This is a genomic window from Marinobacterium stanieri, assembly GCF_900155945.1.
GTDB classification, from domain to species: domain Bacteria; phylum Pseudomonadota; class Gammaproteobacteria; order Pseudomonadales; family Balneatricaceae; genus Marinobacterium; species Marinobacterium stanieri.
In genome coordinates, this window is the sequence record NZ_FTMN01000003.1 from 482,029 (window position 1) to 503,608 (window position 21,580).

Below are 21,580 nucleotides of genomic sequence, written 5' to 3' on the forward strand. Positions count from 1 at the left end.
TATCGGGGGGCTGCGGAGCGGGTCAGCGAGGAAGTCAGCATACAAGCCGCGTCCACGACTTCTGATAGCTTTGACCCCGCAGCTATTTCCGCTTCACGCGTATCACTAAGTGACTCAAATAGGACGGTCACCAGTACCACCAACTCATTTTTTGGGGCTCAATCCTCCTTCTCCTACAGCACGGGCAAAGTATATGTTGAAGGCGTCTGCCCCAGCCTTTCGAACCAGAACGTTATGCTAGGGTTGGCTAGTCCTACGGCGGGTTTCTCCGCCTCAAGTAGCGACTTGGACGATACGCGATGCTTGGTTTACTACGGACAAGTAGGCGGGTATTGGTGCGACACCACTGTAACTTCAGGACTCGCAACCGCCGGCCCTGGAGATGTAATCGGCTTGGCAATTGACTTTGATGCGGACACCATGTGGTTTTCAGTGAACGGTGTATGGCAGGACGGAGACCCTACAGGTGACACTGGTGGTATCACTATCAGCAACTACATAACCGGCCCTTACCTCATAGTCGGGTGCACATATCACTCAGGCGAGTCTCTGCAATTGAACTTCGGACAGGCAGCCTATTCGTACCCCCCGCCGACAGGTTTTGCTTAAAACTTTGAAATTCAGTTGGCGATATTGAAAATGTTTTTGGTTCCAATTTTCGCGCAAACCGGTTCCAATTTTCGCGCGGCGCTACAATCAACACAGCAGCAAGGCTGGCCCCTGCACTGATCCCGAGCACACCCGCATCGGCAAGCGGGTTTCGGCTCAGCGTTTGTAGCAGGTATCCCGACACGGCAAGGTGCATCCCAACCAGCACAGCCAGCAGTGCACGAGGCAGGCGCAACTCCCATATTACTCTGCGCGCGTGCTCACTCCCCTCACCAGCCAACACCGACAACACTTCCGGTATGGAAATAGAGGTTGCACCCAAAGCCAGACTTAAGGCCTGCACGACAGCCAGCGCCAAGAAGAATAAAAACAAGCCGGCCCATAGCGGCATCAAAATCTTTGTTTTCATACCGACCTCCCCATGCCGCTGCGAATCAGGCTAAGCAGCCAGGGACCTCCCAATAGAGCCGTCATTACGCCCAGAGGTATCTCCTGCACGACCGGCGGCATGCGTGCCAGCACATCCGCGGCCAGCAACAGCAAGGCGCCCAGCAGTGCGTTCATTGGCAACCAAAAAAGGGACTGTGCAGACAAAAATCGACGTGTAATGTGCGGCACAACAAGGCCAACAAACCCAACGGGGCCGGCAACGATGACCGTTGCAGCTGTCATCACCACAGCCAGTACCATAAAACCCAGGCGCCACGCCGAGACATTGGCGCCAAGACTTCGGCCGATGGCATCATCCAGCAGTAACAACCTGTAGTGACGGCTCAGCAAAAGCACCAGCAGTAATGGCGCTATAGCCCACCAAAGAACAGAATTTAGCTGCTGCCAGCCACGGCCACTCAAGCCTCCGGCCAGCCAGAAAAAAAGCTCTCCCGCTTCAGCCCCGGAAAACACCAGCAAGCCGGTCATCACCGCTACACACACCGAACTCATGGCAACACCGGCCAGAACAACTCGTATTGGCATCAAACCGTTTTTCCAGGCCAGAGCAAAGGTCAAACCGCCAATCAGCAGCCCACCACTGATGCCTGCCAGCGGATACCAACCGGCATCCATTGAAAACAACGTTGACAGTATGACCACCATACAAGCTGATCCAGCGACAACACCGGTCAGGTCCGGGGCGGCTAACGGGTTTCGAGTCACCCCTTGCATGACGCCACCCGCTGTAGCCAGCGCCGCACCGACCAACAGCGCAATCAGTGTACGCGGCAAACGCAATTCCCAAAGCACAATTATCTGCACCCGATCACCCTGCCCCAGCAGAATCTGCCAAAGGTCCAAGGGCATCAACACCTGCGCACCCAGCATTAGAGACAGCAGGAGCATCAGGGCAATTGCCAACACTCCGGCAGCGATTTTAAATTTCATCTGCCGGCCTAGTGGTAGGGGCGACTGCGCAGATGTTCTGGCAGAGACGGCATGTCGAAAAGTTGCGGGTAGAGACGATGAGCCATCTCCTGAAGCACCAAATCACGTGCGATTGGGCCGGCGGCTTCTTTCCAGTGCTGACCCACTTCGTATACACGCCCTTCGCGAACGGCTGACAGATAGGGCCAGACAGGATTGTGGGTGAAGGCTCGCTCCTTGTTGGAGGCAAACAGAAAAATCACATCCGGATCTTGCCTGAGCAGGTCCTCCAAGCGCATGCGGTAGCCAAGCGGCAAGCCCTGGTCAGCCTGTTCCAGTGCTCCTCCCAGGTTCTCCACGCCCAAACGTTCCAGCAATTCGGCAGTTAGAAAGTGGTCGTAGTATATGAACGGCGCCTCAGCACCGGTAACCAAAAGCGCGGCCGTCAGCCCCCCAGGGGCTTTACGTTCATATTGGTCGAGCCGCTGTAAAAAACGATTATTCAGAGCCATTGCCTGCTCAGGCTTGCCCAGTAGTTCGCCCGCCAGGGTCACCGCCCTGAGGCTGTCATCAAGCGAGACCAGGTTCAGTGCCGCATAGGCCGCAATCTCATCAAAACGCTCTGAATCCATTTCCGTATAACGGCGAATAGCCAAAATAAGATCCGGATCAACTTGAGATAACAGCTCCATATTGACCTGCGAGCGGCTGCCTATCACGGGCACGCCGGTCAGCCCATCTGCCAGATAATCCGCTTGTGTGAATGGACCAAATCGTGTGACTGCAGCGGGCTTGATATCCAACGCCAACAACACATCCGCTCCAAAGGTTGAAATACTGGCGACCCTCTCGGCAGGTGCGGCAAGCTTTACAAGGACACCTCGGTCATCCCTGGCCTCTACAGCCACGGCGCCTGCCGACACCAACAGAAGACAGCAACCCAGCACTCGCGGTAAAATGGATAGCATCAATAAAGCCTAATCGAAATCATTCACATTTGAGCGGCGCATTATGTCATAATTGGCGCCAAAATCGATCCCTATTTCTCGTGATCATTGCCTTGGCCCCGCCCGCCGCTCAATACAAGGGTTCAACTGCAGGGAGTGGCATGAGCAACACAGGTAAATCTCTTTCCGACCAGGCCGTGCAGGAACTGGTGGCAAAACTCAAACAAGCGATTGCCACCGGCACCTACCAACCCGGTGAATGGCTCAAGCAGATTGATGTAGAACGCAGCTATAACGTCAATCGGTTTACCGTCCGCTCAGCATTAAGTGAACTGCACAGTAACGGTTTCCTCCAACACGTTCCCTACAAGGGCTACAGGGTCACCGAACACTCACTGCAGGAACGTATTGCCATTACTGAAGCACGCGAGCTGATCGAGTGCGCTGCCGCGGCACGTGTTATTGCCAACATGGATTCACCCGGCCTGCAGCGCCTGGAATCACTGGCGCTTGAATTTCGAGATGCTCTTAATGCCGAAGACAGGCCGCGCATGATGAAAGTCAATTTCGCATTTCACCGCTGCTTTAATGACTATTGTCGAAACCCTCACCTATCGCGCATGGTCGATGAGCTGCGAGAGCGTGGTGTCGGTAATGCCAACCGCGGCTGGACCAAGCGCAGCACCCAGGAGGCCAGTGCCCAGGACCACCTGGACATGGTCGAAGCCCTGCGAGATAAAAACCTTGTGCGCCTTCAGGCCCTGATTCATATCCATCTAAATCGCTGGCGGCAGGGCTATGACAGCCTCAGCAGCTAACAACAGCCCCTCTCACAAGCGCCTGCCCTGATCGATACAATAAACTTAGTGATAACTATTATCATTCTGTTGTATTGGCGCCAATTTGCATTTATGATCCCGCTCCAGATCGTATTAAGTCGCATTACCACGACGGCACACCCCTCATTCAACTGCCTGCGCCTGGTTCTGACTGCTTGATACCGACACATTCACTCAACACGGGACCGCAGTTAAATGAAGATGTCGCACACACCCGCCGCCCAGCGTTTTGCCCGCAAAGCCCTCTATTCGAGCTGCCTGCTGGCCACGTTTTCTTCGCTGGCTCATGCCAATACCAGTGAACAGCAGACAATGGTTATTACCGCAGACTGGCTCGGTAAAGCGACCGAAGAAGAAGTCAAAATCTATCCAGGGTCGCGTGATCTTCTGACCGAAGAGGAACTGCATGAACGTGGCGCCCTGAACCTGGAAGATGCGCTGCGCTCAACCCCGGGCCTTCAGGTCCTTGATGAAACAGGTACCGGCATCCTGCCCAACATCGGTGTGCGTGGCATGAACCCGCTTCGTAGCGAGCGGGTACAATTTCTGGTCGATGGCTACCCCATTGCTATTGGCCCCTACACAAATGTGGGCGTATCTCTATTCCCGGTCACCTTCCCCAGCATCCAGAGCATTGATGTCGTTCGCGGTGGCGCTGCCGTACATTACGGTCCCAACAACCTGGGTGGTGTCATCAACTTGCATAGCCGAGCCATTCCCCATGAACTGTCACAGACGGTTCGCGAACAGGTTACTGTGAGTGAGGAAACCGGCAACCTGTTCAATGATTTCTACTACCGTGCCGGTGGTGCCGTCAGCGATCAACTGGCCCTGCAGATGCAGGTAAACCTGCAAAACGGAGAAGGTGCCCGTGATCACTCCGACACCGATGTCAGCAATTTCATTTTTGATGCGCGTTACACACCCAACCTGAACCATGAGATTGCAGCCCAACTGCAATACTATGATGTTGAAGCCGAGCTGCCAGGCGCCCTGAGTCCTTCAGCTTTCGCTGATGACCCCACCCAATCACAACGCCCATACGATGCATACAATGCGGACATGTTGCGCGGCACTCTGACCTGGACTTACACCCCCAATGATGATGTTGAAGTTCAATGGCGCAACTTTGCCCATGATGCCGACCGCACATTCTACTTCGGCCAGCGCCTGGGTACTGGTGACAACTGGGCGGACCCATCTCTGGACTCAACCCATATTGCCGACTCCCCAAGACTGTTTACGGTTTATGGCAGCGAGCCCAGACTGACATTGCGCCAGGGCATTCACACCCTGACGCTGGGTACCCGCTTTATTCGTGAAGAAGTTGATTTCGACGTAAACCGACTGGAACTATCCAGCAACAATTATGGCAATGTGCGTGATTGGCATTTTGAAACCGATGCCTGGTCGGCCTATGCCAGTGACACGTTAAGCCTGCTTGGTGGCCAACTGGAAGTAACGCCAGGCATTCGATATGAGCACGTCAAGACCAGCTACAATGACGGCATTTCCGGTACAGAAGACCGCAATACTGTCAGCGAATGGCTGCCCGGTTTGACCCTTGGATACCAAGCCAACTCCAAGCTGTTCTTGTTTGCCAATGCACAACGCTCTTTAGTGCCAGTACAAACCGCCCAGGTCACCAAGCCGGGAGAAGTTGGAAACGAATTGGCCTGGAACTACGAACTGGGTGGACGCCTACAGGCAACACATGCCTTGTCCGTCGGTGCTACCGGCTTCCTTATCGATCACGAAGATCTGATCCAGTATGACAAGGCGAGCAACACCTACCTGAACCTGGGTGAGTCACGCTCGCAGGGGATTGAGTTGGATGCCGACTGGCAGGCCAATGACTCGCTTCAACTGGGCCTGAGCTACACATTCCTGGATACCGAACAGCGCAGCGGTGCCAATCAGGGTAACGATTTCCCCAACGCTCCTCGCCATCACTGGGGCGCTGAAGCTGTATACAGCCATCAGCAATGGCAGGGCAGCCTGACCGGAACCTATGTCAGCAACAGCTTCAGCGATGCGGCCAATACCCATCAGGAAACAGACAACGGCAGCGCTGGCCAATTGCCCAGCTACACGCTCGTCAATGCACGCATTGCCTGCGACGTTAACTTGGGTAGCAACAAGCAACTGCAGCTGGCCTTCTCGGCCAACAACCTGCTGGATGAGGAATATTACTTCCGCGGCGCAGATGTCAGCCCGGTGGGCCGACTGCCGAGCCCTGGCCGCTCATTCATTTTGAGTGCGCAGCTGGACTTCTAACGGCGGCATACCGACAGGGGCCTCCTGAGGGAAGCCCCTTCAATCACCTACTGCTGGCAGTTCCCGCGGGCTAAGAGCATCCGCGCAACGGTGTGCCATACGCCGTCGAGCTACACCACCAACGCCAGTAATCCTCAACCATCTGGTTGAGTCCACGATGCGCCTGCCAGGCCAGCGCATGACGACTTAGTTCAACGGATGCATACAAGCACCCTATATCCCCAGCTCGCGCAGGTGCCATTTCAAACGGCACAGGTTGCCCTGTTACTTGTTCAAAGGCAGCTATTACCTCCAACACCGTGTAGCCCTTTCCCGTCCCCAAATTGTAAGTCTGGCAACCTGGTTGCTGCCTGCTCAAAGCGCTGAGATGCCCCTCTGCCAAGTCCTGAACATGGATAAAATCACGCACACCGGTGCCATCTTCAGAAGCATACTGCTGACCAAGCACCTGGAAGGGACCGGCCTCACCCGCGATGGTCTGCGCCAGCTGCGGGAACAGATTACTCAAGGGGTATCGAGGCGACTCACCAAGCTGCCCACTGGGATGAGCACCAACTGGATTAAAGTATCGCAAAATCGTCAAACACCACTGAGGCTCGGCACTGGCAATACTCCTGAGCACCTGTTCCACCATCAGCTTGGAGTGCCCATAGGGGCTTTTGGGTAGCGCTGGACAGACTTCCGTAACAGGGACTGCCTGAGCATCCCCATAGACTGCCGCAGATGAACTGAACACCATCCGATGGCAACCGTGCTCACCCATGGCTCGAACGAGATTCAGGGTCGCTTCAACATTCTGCTGGTAATACAGCATCGGGTTTTGCATAGACTCTGGCACACTCTTACGCCCGGCAAAATGGATCACGGCCTTAATCGAGTATTCCAGAAACAGGCGATCGAGCAATTTCCGGTCCAGCAAATCGCCCTCGACAAACCTCAGGGTGCTGGTTTTGGCAAACCCTTGCAGTCTATCAATCGTGGACCGGAAACTATTACTGAGGTTATCCAGTATCAGAATGTCATGGCCAGCATCAAGCAAACAGCTTGCAGTATGCGAACCGATGTAACCGGCCCCGCCTGTGATGAGGACCATACCTGCTTTGCTGGGCATAGGTGTGGAATCTTCAGAATGGATTGGCACAAACGCCGCAGCACTTTTCAGCTGTCTGCATGCCTAACCGTAAAATCGATAAAAGAGCGCAGCCGTCTTAATATTCAACAAGGCTTCAACAAGCTCATTTACCTTGGTTTCCGCGTCAATGAACTTCCCCATATTTGCTCCACCGCGTGTCGAATCATAAAGTGCCTTACCCTGAAGAGTGCCATCCTTGTGGATCTGTATTTCGGCATAAGACATATACAGCGCCAGATCCCAGCTCCAGCGCGCGGTGTACGACGCCGTCCATTGGCAATTGGCAGGAATGGCAGCGGCATTCACCAGGCGGTACTGCACGCCCTTGGTCTGTAGTGCGGTCTTGAATGCACTCAGGAACCCGGGACGCACATCCATATTCTCAATCACACAAAGCGTTGTTCCCTGCTCAATATGAGCCGTATCCACATTCTGCTGGATTGAGCAGCCGGTTACTCCGGCCGCGAGCACGGCTATAGCCGCTGTTTTCTTGATCATTCCTGTCTTCCTTGTGCGTTGTCAGGTTCCCGGTTCAGCTCCAGCGCTTGAATATCAGCGACGTATTGATACCACCAAAGGCGAAGTTATTACTCATGACGTATTCCGTCTCGAAATGACGCCCTTCATGCATCACGTAGTCAAGATCAGCACACTCAGGATCTACTTCTGTCAGATTGAGAGTCGGTGAAAACCAGCCCGCATTCATCATTTCAATGGCGGTCCAGGCCTCCAAAGCGCCACAGGCGCCTAATGTGTGGCCGGTGTAGCTTTTCAGAGAACTGATCGGTGTAGTACCGCCGAACACGGCATGTGTCGCCTGGCTCTCGGCAATATCGCCACGGTCGGTAGCCGTACCATGCGCACTGACATAGCCAATCTCACTGGCAGGCAGATCCGCATTCTGCAGGGCCTGGCGAATGGAAATTTCCATGGTGTCAGCACTGGGCTGGGTCACATGGCTACCATCAGAGTTGGTGCCAAAGCCGATAATTTCGGCATAGATAGTGGCGCCACGGGCCTGCGCATGCTCCAGTTCTTCAAGGATCAAGGCGCCACCGCCTTCACCAATAACCAAGCCATCACGATGGCGGTCGAAGGGGCGTGGAGATAGCTCCGGAGTATCATTTTTGACACTGGTGGCATACAGGGTATCGAACACAGCCGCTTCCGTGGCACAAAGCCCCTCACTGCCACCCGCAATCATTACATCCTGAGTGCCGAACTTGATCGCTTCATAGGCATAGCCAATGCCCTGACTGCCAGACGTACAAGCACTGGATGAAGGGATCACACGGCCTCGGATACCGAAATACACTCCAATATTGACCGGTGCCGTGTGCGACATCATCTTGATATAGGAGTTGGCATTGAGACCATCAGACGAGCAGTTCATCAACATATTGCCGAAATCGACAAAGGCACGGGTATCCCCAGCTGAGGAACCAAAGGAAATACCGGCACGCCCGTTGCCCAGTTGATCCCAGCCCAGCAAGCCTGCATCATCAAGGGCACGCTCCGTAGCATAGACACCAAACTGGGCTACTCGCCCCATGCTTCGCAGCGCCTTGCGATTGTAATGCGACGGCATTTTAAAATCCGAGACCGGTGCTGCCAAACGCGTGTTGAGCCCATCATATCGGTCCCAATCATCCATTTTGACAATGCCACTGCGTCCTGCGGCCAGATTTTCCCTGATTGTGGCCCAGTCATTACCGATGGGTGAGAACCCGGCCATACCCGTTACAACAACACGCTTCATCAGAACATACCACCGTTCACCGAAATCACCTGGCGGGTTATATATCCGGCATCCTCAGACATCAGAAAACTGACGGTCCCAGCCACTTCTTTCACCAACCCCACGCGCTGCATGGGGATCATTTTCAATGCTTCATCCAGCGGAAGCTGTTCGGTCATCTCGGTTTCAATCAGGCCAGGGGCCACGCAGTTCACGGTAATCTTGCGCTTGGCCAGCTCAACAGCCAGTGCCTTGGTTGCCCCAATAATTCCGGCCTTGGCCGCACTGTAGTTGACCTGCCCACGATTACCCATTTCGCCTGACACCGAGGACAGTGTCACGATACGTCCCGGCTGGCGGCGGCGAACCATCGGCATGGTCAAGGGGTGCAATACATTGTAGAAACCATCCAGATTGGTTCTCAGTACCAGATCCCAATCTTGTTCCGGCATGGCAGGAAATGCATTGTCACGAGCAATACCGGCATTACATACCACACCGTAATAGGCACCATGGGTCTCTACATCCTGCTCCAGCACCTCTCGGCACTGTTCACGATCGGCAATATCCATCTGCAGGATACGCACCTGTCGCCCCAGCCCTTCAATCTCGCTTGCGACCTGCTGTGCAGCCCCCAATCCGGAACGGCAGTGCAGCACAATATCGTAACCATCTTCTGCCAGACGCAGTGCGATTCCCTTACCGATACCGCGACTGGAGCCGGTTACTAAAACTGTTTTACTCATTGCTTGGCATCCCGTAAAAACTGGTTTGCATCGTCTGGCTGAAAAATATTCAGACTCGCCTCTGATGTGAAACCCTCGCCTCTCAATTCACAATCAAAGGCGCAAAGCCCATTTTCCGCCTGCATGTTCTTGGTCACTTTCACCTGAATGCGAGAACCCAGCGAAAAGTACGGCACGTCGACACTGAACTTGCGCGTACCCAGCAGAAAGCCAACCTTGGGCTCTTCACCTTTCTGGCGTTCCTGCAAACCGGCAAAGGCGCCAATGGCTTGTGCCATATACTCCAGCCCAACCCAGGCGGGTACGCCCTTATCATCGGCGAACATGGAGCTCGAGGAGATATCAACCACTGCAGACAGCCAGTCTTCGCCATAGCCCGTTATATCCGACAACAGGCTCATCTGCCCGGTATGCGGCACCAGTTCATCGACACTGAACTCAGCCTTCATACTACTCGTCTCAAAATCAGTGAAATATTATTGCCCCCGAACGCGAAGGAGTTGCTCAACGCACAGGACAATTCAGTATTCGGTTGCGACGCTGTTATCAGATCCAGAGCCGGCAAATCAGGATCAGCCTGACCATCCCAAACGTGTCGCGGAGCGCCGCCCCCCTGCAAGGCCAACCAACAGATGGCGGCTTCTACGGCACCGGCTGCTCCCAGAGTGTGCCCCGTAAAAGGCTTGGTGGAGCTACAGGGAACACCAGCCTCACCAAACACCTTTGCCAGCGCGCGCGCTTCCATCTGGTCATTCAACGCCGTTGCCGTGCCGTGCAAATTCACATAGTCGACCGCATCCGATGCAATGCCGGCATCTCTAAGGGCTGACTGCATACAACGGACCGCTCCGGCACCACTGGGATCTGGTGCTGAAATGTGATGCGCATCAGAGCTTTCACCGACACCGGCCAGTTCAACTTCACCGGGCTCCCTGCTAATCAGAAACAGACCGGCTCCCTCGCCAATATTAATGCCCTTGCGGTTATGGCTGAACGGCACACAAGGTGAGTCACTGACCGCCTCCAATGCGGAAAACCCCTGCACGGTGAGGTGGCACAAAGTATCAACGCCACCGGCTATAACGGCATCACAAAGCCCGGCTCGCAACAATCGACGTGCCGACGCCAACGCCTTGGCACCCGAAGAGCAAGCCGTAGAAATAGCAAACACAGGTCCAGACACGCCCAGTTCTGCAGCGAGATATGACGCTGTTGCACCCATTTCCTGCTGTCGATAATCAAATTCCGGCGGCAATTCACCCGTATTGACGCGCTGCTTCAGGTCGGTTTCCGAGTCACTGATACCCGAAGTCGATGTCCCCACCACCACACCGATACGGTGCGGCTTGAAGCGTGCGATGGCAGCCTCTGCCTGAGGGCGGATTTGTTCCAGCGCCAGTAGTGCCATTTGATTATTACGGCTATGCCAGTGACGCTCAGGCAACTGGATGACCGGCAACTCACCGGTAAACAGACCCAGTGGCAAAGTATCCTCAGGGCTGAATGAGTGAGAAGTGCTTAGTGCAGGAGCACCCGCGGTCAACTGCCGGTAAGCGGCCTGTGGGCAATCCCCCATGGCGCTCACCATGGCCATGGCATTCAAGTAACACCGGGTCACTGCTGTAAATCCTTTCGCTCTATTGTGGTGATGCTGACGTCATAACTATCCGGGTAATGCGTAACCTGAATGTGCTCACCCGAGAAGGTGAGATCCAGAATCAGCGCGCCATGATGCCACAACTGACGTCGCTTGGCCTCTAGACTTAACGACCACCCGGCTCCACGACCATAGTGCTGCCGCAATGCCGCCTCTGGCCACTCGGCAAACTGAATCATTGCCAGTATGTCCTCAACCGGCAGTTGTACGGGTATTTTCACCTGCTGCTCAAGCTGTTCGCCATCATACTCAAGCAACATAATCGGCTGACCCGTAGCCAATAATGCCGCCAACCGCGTACGTTGCGACTCAAAGCGGCTAACCAGCATGAAACTGACGGCTTCGCCTCTGGCATTGATTACAACCCGCTGCTTCAACAGGGTTGCATCCGGCCCAAAAAACGGTGCCAATAAGGGTAACGCCGGTACAGCTACAGGCTCTGTCCGAAACAGCGAGCACCCTGCCAGCAGGCCCAAACAGAACAGTATCAGCAGTCGTGTGAATCCCCTCGCCATCAAGAACGACACAGCTCTGCTAATGTCGACAACCGGGCCGGCTCACTGACATACGGGTTACGTGTATCCCAGGCATAGCCCGCCAGAATGGAGCTGATCATGGCTTTTACCGGGTCACTCTTGTCGTGGGCAAAGATGACATCCTGCAAGCGACCGTCATACCAGCCTTCAACAAAGGCTCTGAAGGTATCAATGCCCGTTTTAAGTGGCTGCGCATACTCCTGCTCCCAGTCCGGGGATTGTCCCTGTAATTGTCGGTGCACGGTTGCGGCTGCCAGGGTGGCTGATTTGAGCGCGATGGTTACCCCGGATGAAAAAACGGGGTCCAGGAATTCACCGGCATTGCCCAACAGGGCAAAACGGTCACCGTAGAGACTTTCCACATCACAGGAGTAGCCATCCAGGGTCCTGATGGCCGTATCAAAATGGGCCTGGTTCAATACGTCACTGAGTATACCGCCTTCACGGATATACTCTTGCAGGGTTTCCAGTCGGTCCATGTTACTGTCGTCAAACCGTTCACGGGGCAACACAACGCCGACAGACGCACGCCCATCACTGAAGGGAATCAACCAGTACCAGATTTCAGCATGTTCAGGATGAACGGTAATCAGAATCTTGTTGCGATCAAAACGACGGTCGCTGATGTTGTCTTCAATATGCGTGAAGAGAGCGATACGTGACCCCAGTTGCGAGGCCTTTTCCAGATTCAAGAGGCGCGGCAATACACGCCCAAAGCCACTGCCGTCCAGTACAAATTCAGCCTTGGCCTGATAGGGCTGACCTACCTCGGGCTCCACATCCACACCGACACCGGATGCGCTCTGTTGGATCGCCGTAACCGTCTGACCATACCGCACCTCGGCACCCCGCTCGGCAGCACAATCTGCAAGCGTTTTATCAAACTGTGCCCGCTGCACTTGGTAGGTCGTCCCCCAACCAGTTGAGAATTTTTGCCGAAAATCGAAGTAGTCATACTCCTGTCCACGGCAGAACGCGGCACCGTTCTTGTACTGGAAGCCAGCCTCAACGACTGCCTGCAGCATGCCAGCCTGTTCGAGAAACTCCATACTTTGCGGTAACAGGCTTTCACCGATGGAAAAACGGGGAAAATGCTGCTGCTCCAATATCAGCACCTTATAGCCCTGATTCGCCAGTATGGTTGCGGCGACGGATCCCGACGGGCCTGCACCAATCACGATCACATCATAACGTCCCTGTGGATCAGCCATGATCTGTTTCTCCTGTAGAAAATTCACGCATAAGCGGTGCCAGCAGCCAAGTCAGTAGCAGGCCGGGCAAAACGATGACACCGAAGTGATAAAGAACGGGGGTTTGGCTCAAGGCAAGCAAGCCGAAAGCCAACAAACTGCTGGCGGACGATAGCGTCACGGCCAACCAGGTGTGTGCGCTCTCCCTGGTTTCATTGAGGAAAATTCCCATATCCAATCCAATGCCCAGCACCAGCATCAACGCAATCAGATTGAACAGGTTATAACCGTCGTGGAGCAGCAGAAATGCGGCAAAACTGATCAATGATGCCAACAGTGGCGGTAACAGTATCCGCCAGCTGGCAAACCGGTAACGCAACACCAACAGCACAAGCACGCAGGCATACGCCAGCAACAGCCAATTCGAAATCTCCGCGCGATAGCGCTCGAGCAACTCGGTCATACTGCCCAGACTGTCGACGAACACCACATTGGGCAAAGGTTCGGCAAGCGCCATCAATTGCTGCTTCAACTCACTGCTCAGTCGCCCCTGCAGCTGAATCACAGTTGCCACATCCCCGGGTTCACTGCTGACAATATTGGCTGTCCAGGTCTGACCCAAGGTCATTGCCTGCCAGGCCTGAGGCGTTAATCGACCCCGTGTCGATTCATACATGCTTTCCAGAGCCGCTGATCGTTGCCGTTGTGAAAGATTCAGCAGATCAGCCATTGAATGCCATTTCGCGTCATATAATGCCCGCACATGTTGGCTGTTTTGCTCCTGGCGTTGCAGGGAAGGTAATACCTGAGACAAGGCTCTATATCCCTGCAATTGATTATCCGCGATTAATGATCCCAAAGCGGCCTGAAGCCCCTCTTCGGTCTGCAAAACCTGTTCAAAGCTGTCACCTGACACCAGCAAAAAAGCTGTACTGCTGCCATTGCCAAGCAGGCTTTGCACCTGACGATCTTCCGCCAGCAGATCAGCGGAGGAGGTTTGCAGTAGTGCAACCTGGTCCCGTGCACTGCCCTGAAACACGACCGCTGCACTGCAGACACCCAATACAATCAGCACCAGTGCCAACCGCGGTGACTGCGTGATATACGGATATTGCATACGCCAGCGATCCAATGTAGCAGCCGCCGGTAGCGGCCCGGTTGAACGCCGTGTAGATAACAGCGGCAGCCAGAGCAACACGGTCAACCAGGCGGCCACTAGGCCAACCGCCGAGAAAATTGCCATCTGGCGAAGCCCTGGAAAAGGTGCCAGAGCAAGGCCTGCATAAGCCAACACGCTGGACATCAACCCCAGCACCAACCCGGGCAACAGCCTGCGAATGACCTGTTGCCGAGGAACAACACGCACCTCACAGAGAAAATGCATGGCATAGTCCACGGCCACGCCCACCAGACCAGCACCGAAGGCAATCGTGATCATGTGAATACGCCCAAACAGCAACAGAGTGACGGCCATGGCCACCAGAGCACCCGTTGCTACCGGGATCATGACGTGCAGTATCGGTACAACACTTCGAAAAGCCCAGAGAATCAACAGCAGGATACCCAGTATCGACCCCAGACCAATGGTCGAAATCTCCGCTCGGGCTTGATCGGCTCCTGCAGACGCATGCAACAGCAGACCCGAGCGATAGACACTTAGTCCACGTTGCTGCAACTCGTCCAGCAGCGGGTTTAACACTGCATTAACTCGCGCCTGAACGCTGATGCTAAAAGGATCATCCAGCAGTTCCAGGCGCACCAGATAAGCAGGCATTTCGGAGGCAATCAGGCGCAACAGGCCCTGATCCGCACCAACAGGCAGCTTCGATTGCTGTGCCATCGCCAGATCGACAAAGAGACTGAAAGGATCTTCAAGAGGTTGCTGTGAAAAGCCCGATACCGGATTAAACAATCGTTGCAGGGCCAGCTGGTATTGCGCTGAGCCGCCCTCCTGCTGCAACCGCTCGCGTACCGTTTCAGACAACACCGTGAACCTATAGGGATATAAATCCTCTACCAGGGCCTCAGCCCCCTGTGCATGCCAGGTCAGATTGACCAAGCCCGCGAGGGCAGCCAAACGCTCAGCAGCGTGCCGAGCACCCTCGGCAGCCTCGGCAGCCGTTTGGCCACGTATGACCAACAGCAAACTGTTGGCATAGGCATCCGCCTGATGATCCGTGGCCCGTTTAATATTCGGCTGCTGCTCGTCCGCCGGCAGCAGGGCCATGACGCTGGTATCAACAACCGGCCCCTGGCGCCAGGCGCTGAAAAGAAGTATGGCCACCAACAGCAGCCAAATCGCGGCCGCCAGGCGATTGATGTAAAGACCATTCATTGTGGCAATTCAGAAAACCGGATGCGGGTCCAGTCCCCTCCTGCCTCATGCAGAATAATCTCACGCAGATAGCGATCACCCTGGAGCTCAACCCGTGACACGATGGATTCCACTTCATGCGCTCTGGGTGTCAGAACCGCGTGCCAGTTTGCACCCGCCACCCAGGATTCCATTTCGAAATGGTGTTCAAGCCGCTGCCAATCGGCCGTCATGACTCCAAAAAAAATATCACTGAACAAACTGACTATTGGATTACTCTGGGCATCCAGCCTGGACAGTACTTTCCCATCCTGCTCACTGAGAATGCCGCGTGATGTCAATGTCAGCAAATTTTCAATGGGTTCCCGGGTATGCCAGCGAATCGCCTTATCATGCTCGTATTCAAAGCGACCCGAGGAGCTAATTTCAGCTTCAAGCGCTGCCAGATATTTCACCTGATCAAAGCGTCCCTGCAGTGAGGAATGGGAATCCATCAGTGCACTGATCTCCGCATATACAGCAGATGAGGGTGAAGTTGTGTCTGCAAGTACAGAGGGCGCATGCAGAGACAAAATCAGGCATAGCAAACGGATCATGGCTCCAGCCCCAGCTTGCTCAACAATACCGGAGGTGAGGCATAGAGCATCTCACCGCTACCGGTATCCACGGCAACCTGTACTGTATAGGCTTTGGTCAAACGCCGTCCTGTATTAGCATCCTTGATCTGATACTCAACCTTCAGCCGGTTTTCCCACTCAACCAATTGAGCTTCCACGCAAATGCGCTGTTGAAAATGCAAGGGTTGCGCATATCGAATACGCATGTCGATGACAGGCCAGGCATAGCCCGAAGCCTCCATTTGCGGCACGTTGTAATCAATCTGCTCCAGCAGCGCACAACGTGCAATTTCCAGATATTTGGCGTAATGACCATGCCAGGCAATACGCATCACATCCACATCGTGAAATGGAATCTCAAGTTCAACTTCAGCTTTAACCATGGGTATTCCTGATCATGAAGGCGTCTGCGGCGGTGAGGACTCAGCTTTATCAGCTTTTTCATCACTCAACCAGAAAGGGAAAAAATTGAACCACTGCAGTGGAGCCTTGTGGCAATAGACGGCGAGGCGATCAGCATAACGTTGAACCGCGCTTTGCAGCCCCTGGTTACGCTCCTTGCGAGGCCAGCTCAACTGCTGGCTGAAACTTTCCAGATACAGGTGGTAGCGTTCCGATTGTTTGAGACAGAACATCAGATAAACTGGACACCGCAGCAAACTGGCCAAAATGAAAGCGCCCTGAGGAAACTCGGCCTTGGCGCCCAGAAAATCCACGCAGGCTGTCCTACCTCCTCCGTTAACCGGCGTCCGGTCACCCGCAATGACAATATACTCGCCCGCCTCAACACGTTCCGACAGCAACATTGCCGTGGCTGGCGTCATATCCGTTACCTGCATCAGATTAATGGCAGCATTGCTGTTGGTCTGTTTCATCAGGCGGTTAAATTTTTCCGCGTGCTTGGTATGCACCAACATGGTAATGGCTACGTCCGGTAGCTGATGGGCCAACGCGCTGCAGACTTCGGTATTACCCAGGTGTGAGACGATAATAACGCCACCACGCCGATTGGTATCGACAGCGGCAAAGGCATCCGGGGTTTCGAATACCACATCCTCATGACGTATATGGCCCATCCACACCAACAGTTTATCGAGCAGAATCTCACCAAAACACCAGAAGTGCCTGAAAGGAGTCAGCCCTTTCCGTTCAGGTTCAGCCAGAAGCGGCTTGATACGGTCCAGATAATCACGAGATGCCTGTCGGGATTCCGCACGGGTCAGGTAAAAGTACGTCATGACCGGCAACAGAAAGATGCGAAAGCCGGTCCGGCCAAATACTCTATACGCCAGTAACAGGCTTTTCATGCCAAGTAGTGTGCCGGCCTCGCCTACACCCGCCCAGTGTTTACCCGTCTCAGCCACGGAATCGATTCCTCAGAATAACCGGAAAACGCAGCAACATGCCGAAAAACAGACGAGCGTGCATCAACGAGATCAACACGTTGTCTTTAACCGCATTGAAGTGAGATACACCGTCAATCGGGTAGTGAACACGGGTGGGCAGATTCTCTACTGGCAGACCACGCCAGGCCCAACGCACAATGACCTCAGTATCGAAATCCATACGGTTGCCGCAGGGCTCTCTATCCAGCAAGGACACAACTTGCTCCAAAGGGTAAACCCTAAACCCACACATGGTGTCCTTGATACGAAAGGACAGTGTATTAATCCAAACCCAGACATGCGTCAGATAGCGGGCGTAGTAACGTAATGCCGGCACCGAATCATCGTATTTCGGGTAACCTGTCACCAAAGCATCAGGCTCACGACGGGCAGTTGCGACCAGTGTTGGCAAGTCCGTTAAATCGTGCTGACCATCAGCATCTACCTGAATGCCATGGCTATAGCCCATCGCCAGCAGGTGGCGCAGGCCTGCTTTTACGGCTGCCCCCTTGCCGCCATTCTGTTCCAACCGTATCAGTTGCACTTCATCGCCATACTGGCGTTCCAGTTCGATCAGCACATCTCGGCACACAGGGTCACTGCCATCATCAACCAGCAGTACCGGATAACCATAGGTCAGCACACTGGCCAGGGTCGGACCTATTGCGCCTTCATGGTTGTACACCGGAATCACAATGGCGACGTTGAAAGCACCCTCAGCTGAAGCAGATACGTCCACTGGAATGGCCTCCTTTGTCCGACACATAGCGGAAGACGAGCTTGTTTTTCTCCGCTTGATACTCAAGCTCCAGCCTGACCTGAGATTCAGGGAAAATGACCTGCTGAAACTTGGCTGCCTCCAGGCGACAAAACACACCATCAACACCCAGTAACTCACGGCCGTAATGCGCCGCCCAATGCACTTGTGTAATACCCGGCAAAATGGGATTACCCGCAAAGTGGCCATCAAAATAGATCAGAGATGCCGGAACATGAAGCATCAGCTCTGCACTTGCAGCTTCAGCCGTTTGACTGAGGATACTCGGCCATTTGGTACTGTCCGCTTGAAACAAAGTTTTCAACGACTCCACCGTAATTTTTCCTTGCGCGTTATAAGGCATATGGGACACAAAGCGCCAACGTCGAGGCAGAACAACCGGCTCAAAGCATCGGCTCAGCGCTGCCTTCAGTTGTTGCACCAGTGCCCTTTTTCCGTCCGACTGCAGTGTCCTGTTGCCCTCGTCAGTCAACTCGGCAACCAGCCCAACCTCGGTGCGCCGCCCGCTTAAAACCAGTGAGCGCGCCAGTTTAATCAACGGCAACTGTTCAGCCTGCTGCTCTATTTCAACCAGCGATACGCGCTTGCCCTCGATTTTTGCAATTCGATCTGTTCGGCCTAGCAACCTGAATCGCCCGTCTGTAGCCATGACCACACGGTCGGACAACGTCTGGCAGCCATCTGTCACCTGAGGTGCACTGATTTTCAACGTTGCATCGGCGGTAAGCTCACCTTGAACACCTGGCAACAGCTGCCAGGGGGATTCCTCCCTGTCACCTTGTATACGCCAGGCCAGGGCACCCGTTTCAGAACTTCCATAGATTTCACGCACTGGCGCATGCAAAAGTGCAGCAACCGCCAAACTGTCTTCACGCATCAAAGGTGCTGCCGAAGATACAACCGCAACACACCTCGGCTCTACTTCATCCCAATCCAACACCGGATTGAAACGACTCAAGTGAGACGGGGTGGATACCAGTGAGAAATGGGCATACTGATGCGCCCGCTGAAATATCTCTTCACTGAACTGGCACTGGCTGCTTTCAAACAGCTGCCCCCGACATAATGGCCAGAAAAGCCTAAATGTCAGACCATACAGGTGTTGATGGGTAACGGTTGTGACGATTACTGCGTCATGGTGATCCGGCCAAAGCGCTTCAAGCGCCTCCAACTCACTCTGTAACTGGGTAAAGGTTTTCTGAACCGGCTTGGGCTCACCAGTGGAACCTGAAGTATAGATTTCAAGCGCCGGAAAGCCTGTATCCAACGCCCGCCACTCCGGTATTGACACTATCTCGTTGCTCGCATGATCAACACTCGACAGTTCGACCGGGTAATCACCAACAAAACCTGAAACCCTGGTGCTCAAACGCTGGTTAGTACCGGGGCGATTATCACCAGGCACACACACGGTACAACCACGCTGCCACAAAGCCAGAACCCAGGCCAGAAACACAAGTGTATCGGCATGGTACACGGCCCAGCGCTGACCGGGCTTGGCTGATGACAGCTGCCAGTAACATCGGGCGACCTGCTGCGTAAAGGCGTCATGACCTACAGGCCCGTCGTGACTTATTGCCACAGGGTGTGCCGGTGCCTGGTTGAGCCAATCACACAGAGGGATTAACCCCTTCATTGTCCACTCCTGACACGCTGGCGAATCAGCCATTCAGCCCCCAGCATGGCGCCAATCAACAGGTAGGCGATCAGTCCGTTATACAGCATCCAGGTCGCTTCCGATGCCCATAGCAATGTCGCCATTGAAACGCTTCCATTGACCACGAAAAATACACACCATGCCTGGGTAACCTTACGCGTATATGCCACTCCAGCAGGTGGCAGATCCGGCTCCGAAATCCGTGCCAGACGCTCAATGACGGTTTGTGACGCAAACAGGCTACTGGCAAACACAACCAGTAAGCCGAGATTCACCAACACCGGATAGAATTTGAGCCCGAGCTGAGCATCCCAAAGCAGCGTCACCACCAGCACACCCAGAGCACTGACAATGATGACCATACGGTCGCGTACTTGCCGCTCCCCCTGCCACCGCAGCAGCAGCATCAACAGCAGTACGGGTAGCAGCGACAAGGCGTCAAAATGCTGCAATCCCCAGTACACCGCAAAGGGATAACTCAGCGTCAGCAAGGTCACCAGAATACGGATCGGCATCAGTCCTGACCGAGTAACTTCTCTACTTCAGTCACAACATCCTGCACGGTGCGTACGGATTTAAAATCTTCAGGCTTGATTTTTTTGCCCGTCATTTTCTTCAGCTCAACCACCAAATCCACTGCATCGATACTGTCGATGTCCAAATCCTGATAGAGGTGAGCCTGAGGGTGTATATCCGCAGGGTCAATTTCGAACAGGTCTTCCAAAACCTGGATGATTTTCTGATAGGTTTCTTCCTGGTCAGACATGGGGTTCTCTTATTTTTCAGCTTGAGATTGAATCAGGGCGACCAACGCATTCACACTGGCAAAATGTTGGCGGGTTTCATCAGAATCCGCTTTCAGCTTAATGCCGTAGCGTTTCTGCAAGGCCAAACCGATCTCCAGGGCATCAATCGAATCCAGGCCCAAACCATCAACAAACAACGGATCGCTGTCGCTAATATCATCAGCCTCGATATCTTCCAGATCGAGCGCTTCGATAATCATCTGCTTTACATCCAGATGCAGGTTACTCATAAACACGTAACTCCTTATCAAAATAATCAGCCAGGTCGGCTGTCAGTTGCCTGGCCGCAATAGAGGGGGCGCTGGACTCCAGGTAGGGAGCAATAGGCAAGCCATCATTAACCTGGATGCGCATATGTACTTTTCGTGCAGGGACCTGATACCAGCGATCCTGCTTGGTTAGCGTAGAAGGACTGCAGGAAATCAAAACCGGCGTGATGTCTGCCCCGGCACGAATCGCGACATTTGCCGCACCGCGCTTAAGTTTAAGAGGCTCACCCGGTGTCGTTCGCGTTCCTTCAGGAAAGATGATCAGCGCATGCCCTTTGCCAAAGGCATCTGCCGCTGCATCAATCACCTTGTCGCTGTCTTCATTGATGATATATCCCGCACAGCGTATAGGCCCTCGGGTGAACGGGTTGCGAATCAACTTCCCTTTCACCACACAATTGGCATTCGGGACCAGAGCGATCAGAAAAATCACATCGATCAGGGATGGATGATTCGCCAAAATCAGGCGCGCATCACGCAGTTTATCAATCCCTTCCACTTCGTAACTAAGTACACCCAGTGTTTTCATCATGCCGATATAAAACCGAAAGGCACAATGAATGACACGCTGCCCCCTGCGCTCCCGCTGCTCGGCACTCCCCGGCAGGCAATAGAAGATCGGAACCATAAACAAGGGCAACAGCAACCCGCCAATACCAAACACCAGGAAGCTGAAGGCGGTACCACACCAGCGCCAAAGATGATTCAAATGACCCAGCACCAT

Annotated in this window: 24 protein-coding genes; 3 read left to right on the forward strand and 21 right to left on the reverse strand. The window is 54.1% G+C overall.

The window, feature by feature from the left end:
* The first annotated feature begins 234 nt into the window (after positions 1-234).
* Entirely contained in the window at positions 235-609 is a 375-nt protein-coding gene (locus BW956_RS22905) for an SPRY domain-containing protein (RefSeq protein ID WP_420811650.1), read from the forward strand.
* On the opposite strand, the gene BW956_RS22630 is transcribed toward BW956_RS22905, so the two are convergent.
* Genes BW956_RS22630 through BW956_RS09870 form a run of 3 tightly spaced genes read right to left on the reverse strand, consistent with a single transcriptional unit; the run spans position 515 to position 2,936 of the window.
* Positions 515-1,018, reverse strand: coding sequence for an iron chelate uptake ABC transporter family permease subunit (locus tag BW956_RS22630; protein WP_076462591.1), 504 nt, complete (start codon positions 1,016-1,018; stop codon positions 515-517). The genes BW956_RS22905 and BW956_RS22630 overlap by 95 nt on opposite strands.
* Positions 1,015-1,989 (reverse strand): FecCD family ABC transporter permease, encoded by a 975-nt coding sequence (locus BW956_RS09865; protein ID WP_076462592.1) that lies wholly within the window; start codon positions 1,987-1,989, stop codon positions 1,015-1,017. Before BW956_RS09865 ends, BW956_RS22630 begins: the two co-directional genes overlap by 4 nt.
* Positions 1,990-1,997: 8 nt before the next feature.
* Positions 1,998-2,936, reverse strand: coding sequence for an ABC transporter substrate-binding protein (locus BW956_RS09870; protein WP_244894347.1), 939 nt, complete (start codon positions 2,934-2,936; stop codon positions 1,998-2,000).
* Positions 2,937-3,076: 140 nt separating this feature from the next.
* Here BW956_RS09870 and BW956_RS09875 point away from each other — a divergent pair, with 140 nt between their 5' ends.
* Together BW956_RS09875 and BW956_RS09880 are read left to right on the forward strand one after the other, a co-directional pair.
* Positions 3,077-3,733 carry a GntR family transcriptional regulator gene (locus tag BW956_RS09875; protein WP_076462593.1) on the forward strand — a complete coding sequence of 219 codons (657 nt, stop codon included), beginning with the start codon at positions 3,077-3,079 and terminating at the stop codon, positions 3,731-3,733.
* Between the two features lie 222 nt (positions 3,734-3,955).
* Positions 3,956-6,031 carry a TonB-dependent receptor family protein gene (locus BW956_RS09880; protein ID WP_244894348.1) on the forward strand — a complete coding sequence of 692 codons (2,076 nt, stop codon included), beginning with the start codon at positions 3,956-3,958 and terminating at the stop codon, positions 6,029-6,031.
* Between the two features lie 70 nt (positions 6,032-6,101).
* On the opposite strand, the gene galE is transcribed toward BW956_RS09880, so the two are convergent.
* The 18 genes from galE to BW956_RS09970 form a co-directional block, all read right to left on the reverse strand.
* The gene (gene galE, locus BW956_RS09885; RefSeq protein ID WP_083703006.1) at positions 6,102-7,142 is read right to left on the reverse strand and encodes a UDP-glucose 4-epimerase GalE; all 1,041 of its coding nucleotides are present in this window, start codon (positions 7,140-7,142) and stop codon (positions 6,102-6,104) included.
* Positions 7,143-7,205: 63 nt separating this feature from the next.
* On the reverse strand, positions 7,206-7,661 hold the full coding sequence (locus BW956_RS09890; protein ID WP_076462596.1) for an Sbal_3080 family lipoprotein: 456 nt from the start codon (positions 7,659-7,661) through the stop codon (positions 7,206-7,208).
* A 34-nt stretch (positions 7,662-7,695) separates the two neighbouring features.
* Positions 7,696-8,922: a beta-ketoacyl-ACP synthase gene (locus BW956_RS09895; RefSeq protein WP_076462597.1), complete on the reverse strand. Its 1,227-nt coding sequence runs from the start codon at positions 8,920-8,922 to the stop codon at positions 7,696-7,698.
* A complete protein-coding gene (locus BW956_RS09900) occupies positions 8,922-9,647 on the reverse strand; it encodes a 3-ketoacyl-ACP reductase FabG2 (RefSeq protein WP_076462598.1) in 726 nt (241 codons plus the stop codon). The genes BW956_RS09895 and BW956_RS09900 overlap by 1 nt, the downstream gene beginning before the upstream one ends.
* Entirely contained in the window at positions 9,644-10,096 is a 453-nt protein-coding gene (locus BW956_RS09905; protein ID WP_076462599.1) for a hotdog family protein, read from the reverse strand. Before BW956_RS09905 ends, BW956_RS09900 begins: the two co-directional genes overlap by 4 nt.
* Entirely contained in the window at positions 10,093-11,265 is a 1,173-nt protein-coding gene (locus BW956_RS09910; protein WP_076462600.1) for a beta-ketoacyl-[acyl-carrier-protein] synthase family protein, read from the reverse strand. The genes BW956_RS09905 and BW956_RS09910 overlap by 4 nt, the downstream gene beginning before the upstream one ends.
* Positions 11,262-11,714 carry a DUF3261 domain-containing protein gene (locus BW956_RS09915; protein WP_175611992.1) on the reverse strand — a complete coding sequence of 151 codons (453 nt, stop codon included), beginning with the start codon at positions 11,712-11,714 and terminating at the stop codon, positions 11,262-11,264. The genes BW956_RS09910 and BW956_RS09915 overlap by 4 nt, the downstream gene beginning before the upstream one ends.
* A gap of 104 nt (positions 11,715-11,818) precedes the next feature.
* Positions 11,819-13,051, reverse strand: coding sequence for an NAD(P)/FAD-dependent oxidoreductase (locus BW956_RS09920; RefSeq protein ID WP_076462602.1), 1,233 nt, complete (start codon positions 13,049-13,051; stop codon positions 11,819-11,821).
* Entirely contained in the window at positions 13,044-15,365 is a 2,322-nt protein-coding gene (locus BW956_RS09925) for an MMPL family transporter (RefSeq protein WP_083703007.1), read from the reverse strand. Before BW956_RS09925 ends, BW956_RS09920 begins: the two co-directional genes overlap by 8 nt.
* Positions 15,362-15,838: an outer membrane lipoprotein carrier protein LolA gene (locus BW956_RS09930; RefSeq protein ID WP_175611993.1), complete on the reverse strand. Its 477-nt coding sequence runs from the start codon at positions 15,836-15,838 to the stop codon at positions 15,362-15,364. The genes BW956_RS09925 and BW956_RS09930 overlap by 4 nt, the downstream gene beginning before the upstream one ends.
* Positions 15,839-15,936: 98 nt before the next feature.
* Positions 15,937-16,344, reverse strand: coding sequence for an acyl-CoA thioesterase (locus tag BW956_RS09935; RefSeq protein ID WP_076462604.1), 408 nt, complete (start codon positions 16,342-16,344; stop codon positions 15,937-15,939).
* A 12-nt stretch (positions 16,345-16,356) separates the two neighbouring features.
* Complete coding sequence (locus tag BW956_RS09940; protein ID WP_076462605.1) at positions 16,357-17,325, reverse strand: lipid A biosynthesis acyltransferase; 969 nt, start codon at positions 17,323-17,325, stop codon at positions 16,357-16,359.
* Positions 17,318-18,085 (reverse strand): glycosyltransferase family 2 protein, encoded by a 768-nt coding sequence (locus BW956_RS09945; protein ID WP_076462606.1) that lies wholly within the window; start codon positions 18,083-18,085, stop codon positions 17,318-17,320. The genes BW956_RS09940 and BW956_RS09945 overlap by 8 nt, the downstream gene beginning before the upstream one ends.
* Positions 18,063-19,760 (reverse strand): ApeI family dehydratase, encoded by a 1,698-nt coding sequence (locus tag BW956_RS09950; protein ID WP_076462607.1) that lies wholly within the window; start codon positions 19,758-19,760, stop codon positions 18,063-18,065. Before BW956_RS09950 ends, BW956_RS09945 begins: the two co-directional genes overlap by 23 nt.
* Positions 19,757-20,296, reverse strand: coding sequence for a COG4648 family protein (locus BW956_RS09955; protein ID WP_076462608.1), 540 nt, complete (start codon positions 20,294-20,296; stop codon positions 19,757-19,759). Before BW956_RS09955 ends, BW956_RS09950 begins: the two co-directional genes overlap by 4 nt.
* Entirely contained in the window at positions 20,296-20,547 is a 252-nt protein-coding gene (locus tag BW956_RS09960) for an acyl carrier protein (RefSeq protein WP_076462609.1), read from the reverse strand. Before BW956_RS09960 ends, BW956_RS09955 begins: the two co-directional genes overlap by 1 nt.
* Positions 20,548-20,556: 9 nt before the next feature.
* A complete protein-coding gene (locus tag BW956_RS09965) occupies positions 20,557-20,817 on the reverse strand; it encodes a phosphopantetheine-binding protein (RefSeq protein WP_010322042.1) in 261 nt (86 codons plus the stop codon).
* A complete protein-coding gene (locus BW956_RS09970) occupies positions 20,810-21,580 on the reverse strand; it encodes a lysophospholipid acyltransferase family protein (protein ID WP_076462610.1) in 771 nt (256 codons plus the stop codon). The genes BW956_RS09965 and BW956_RS09970 overlap by 8 nt, the downstream gene beginning before the upstream one ends.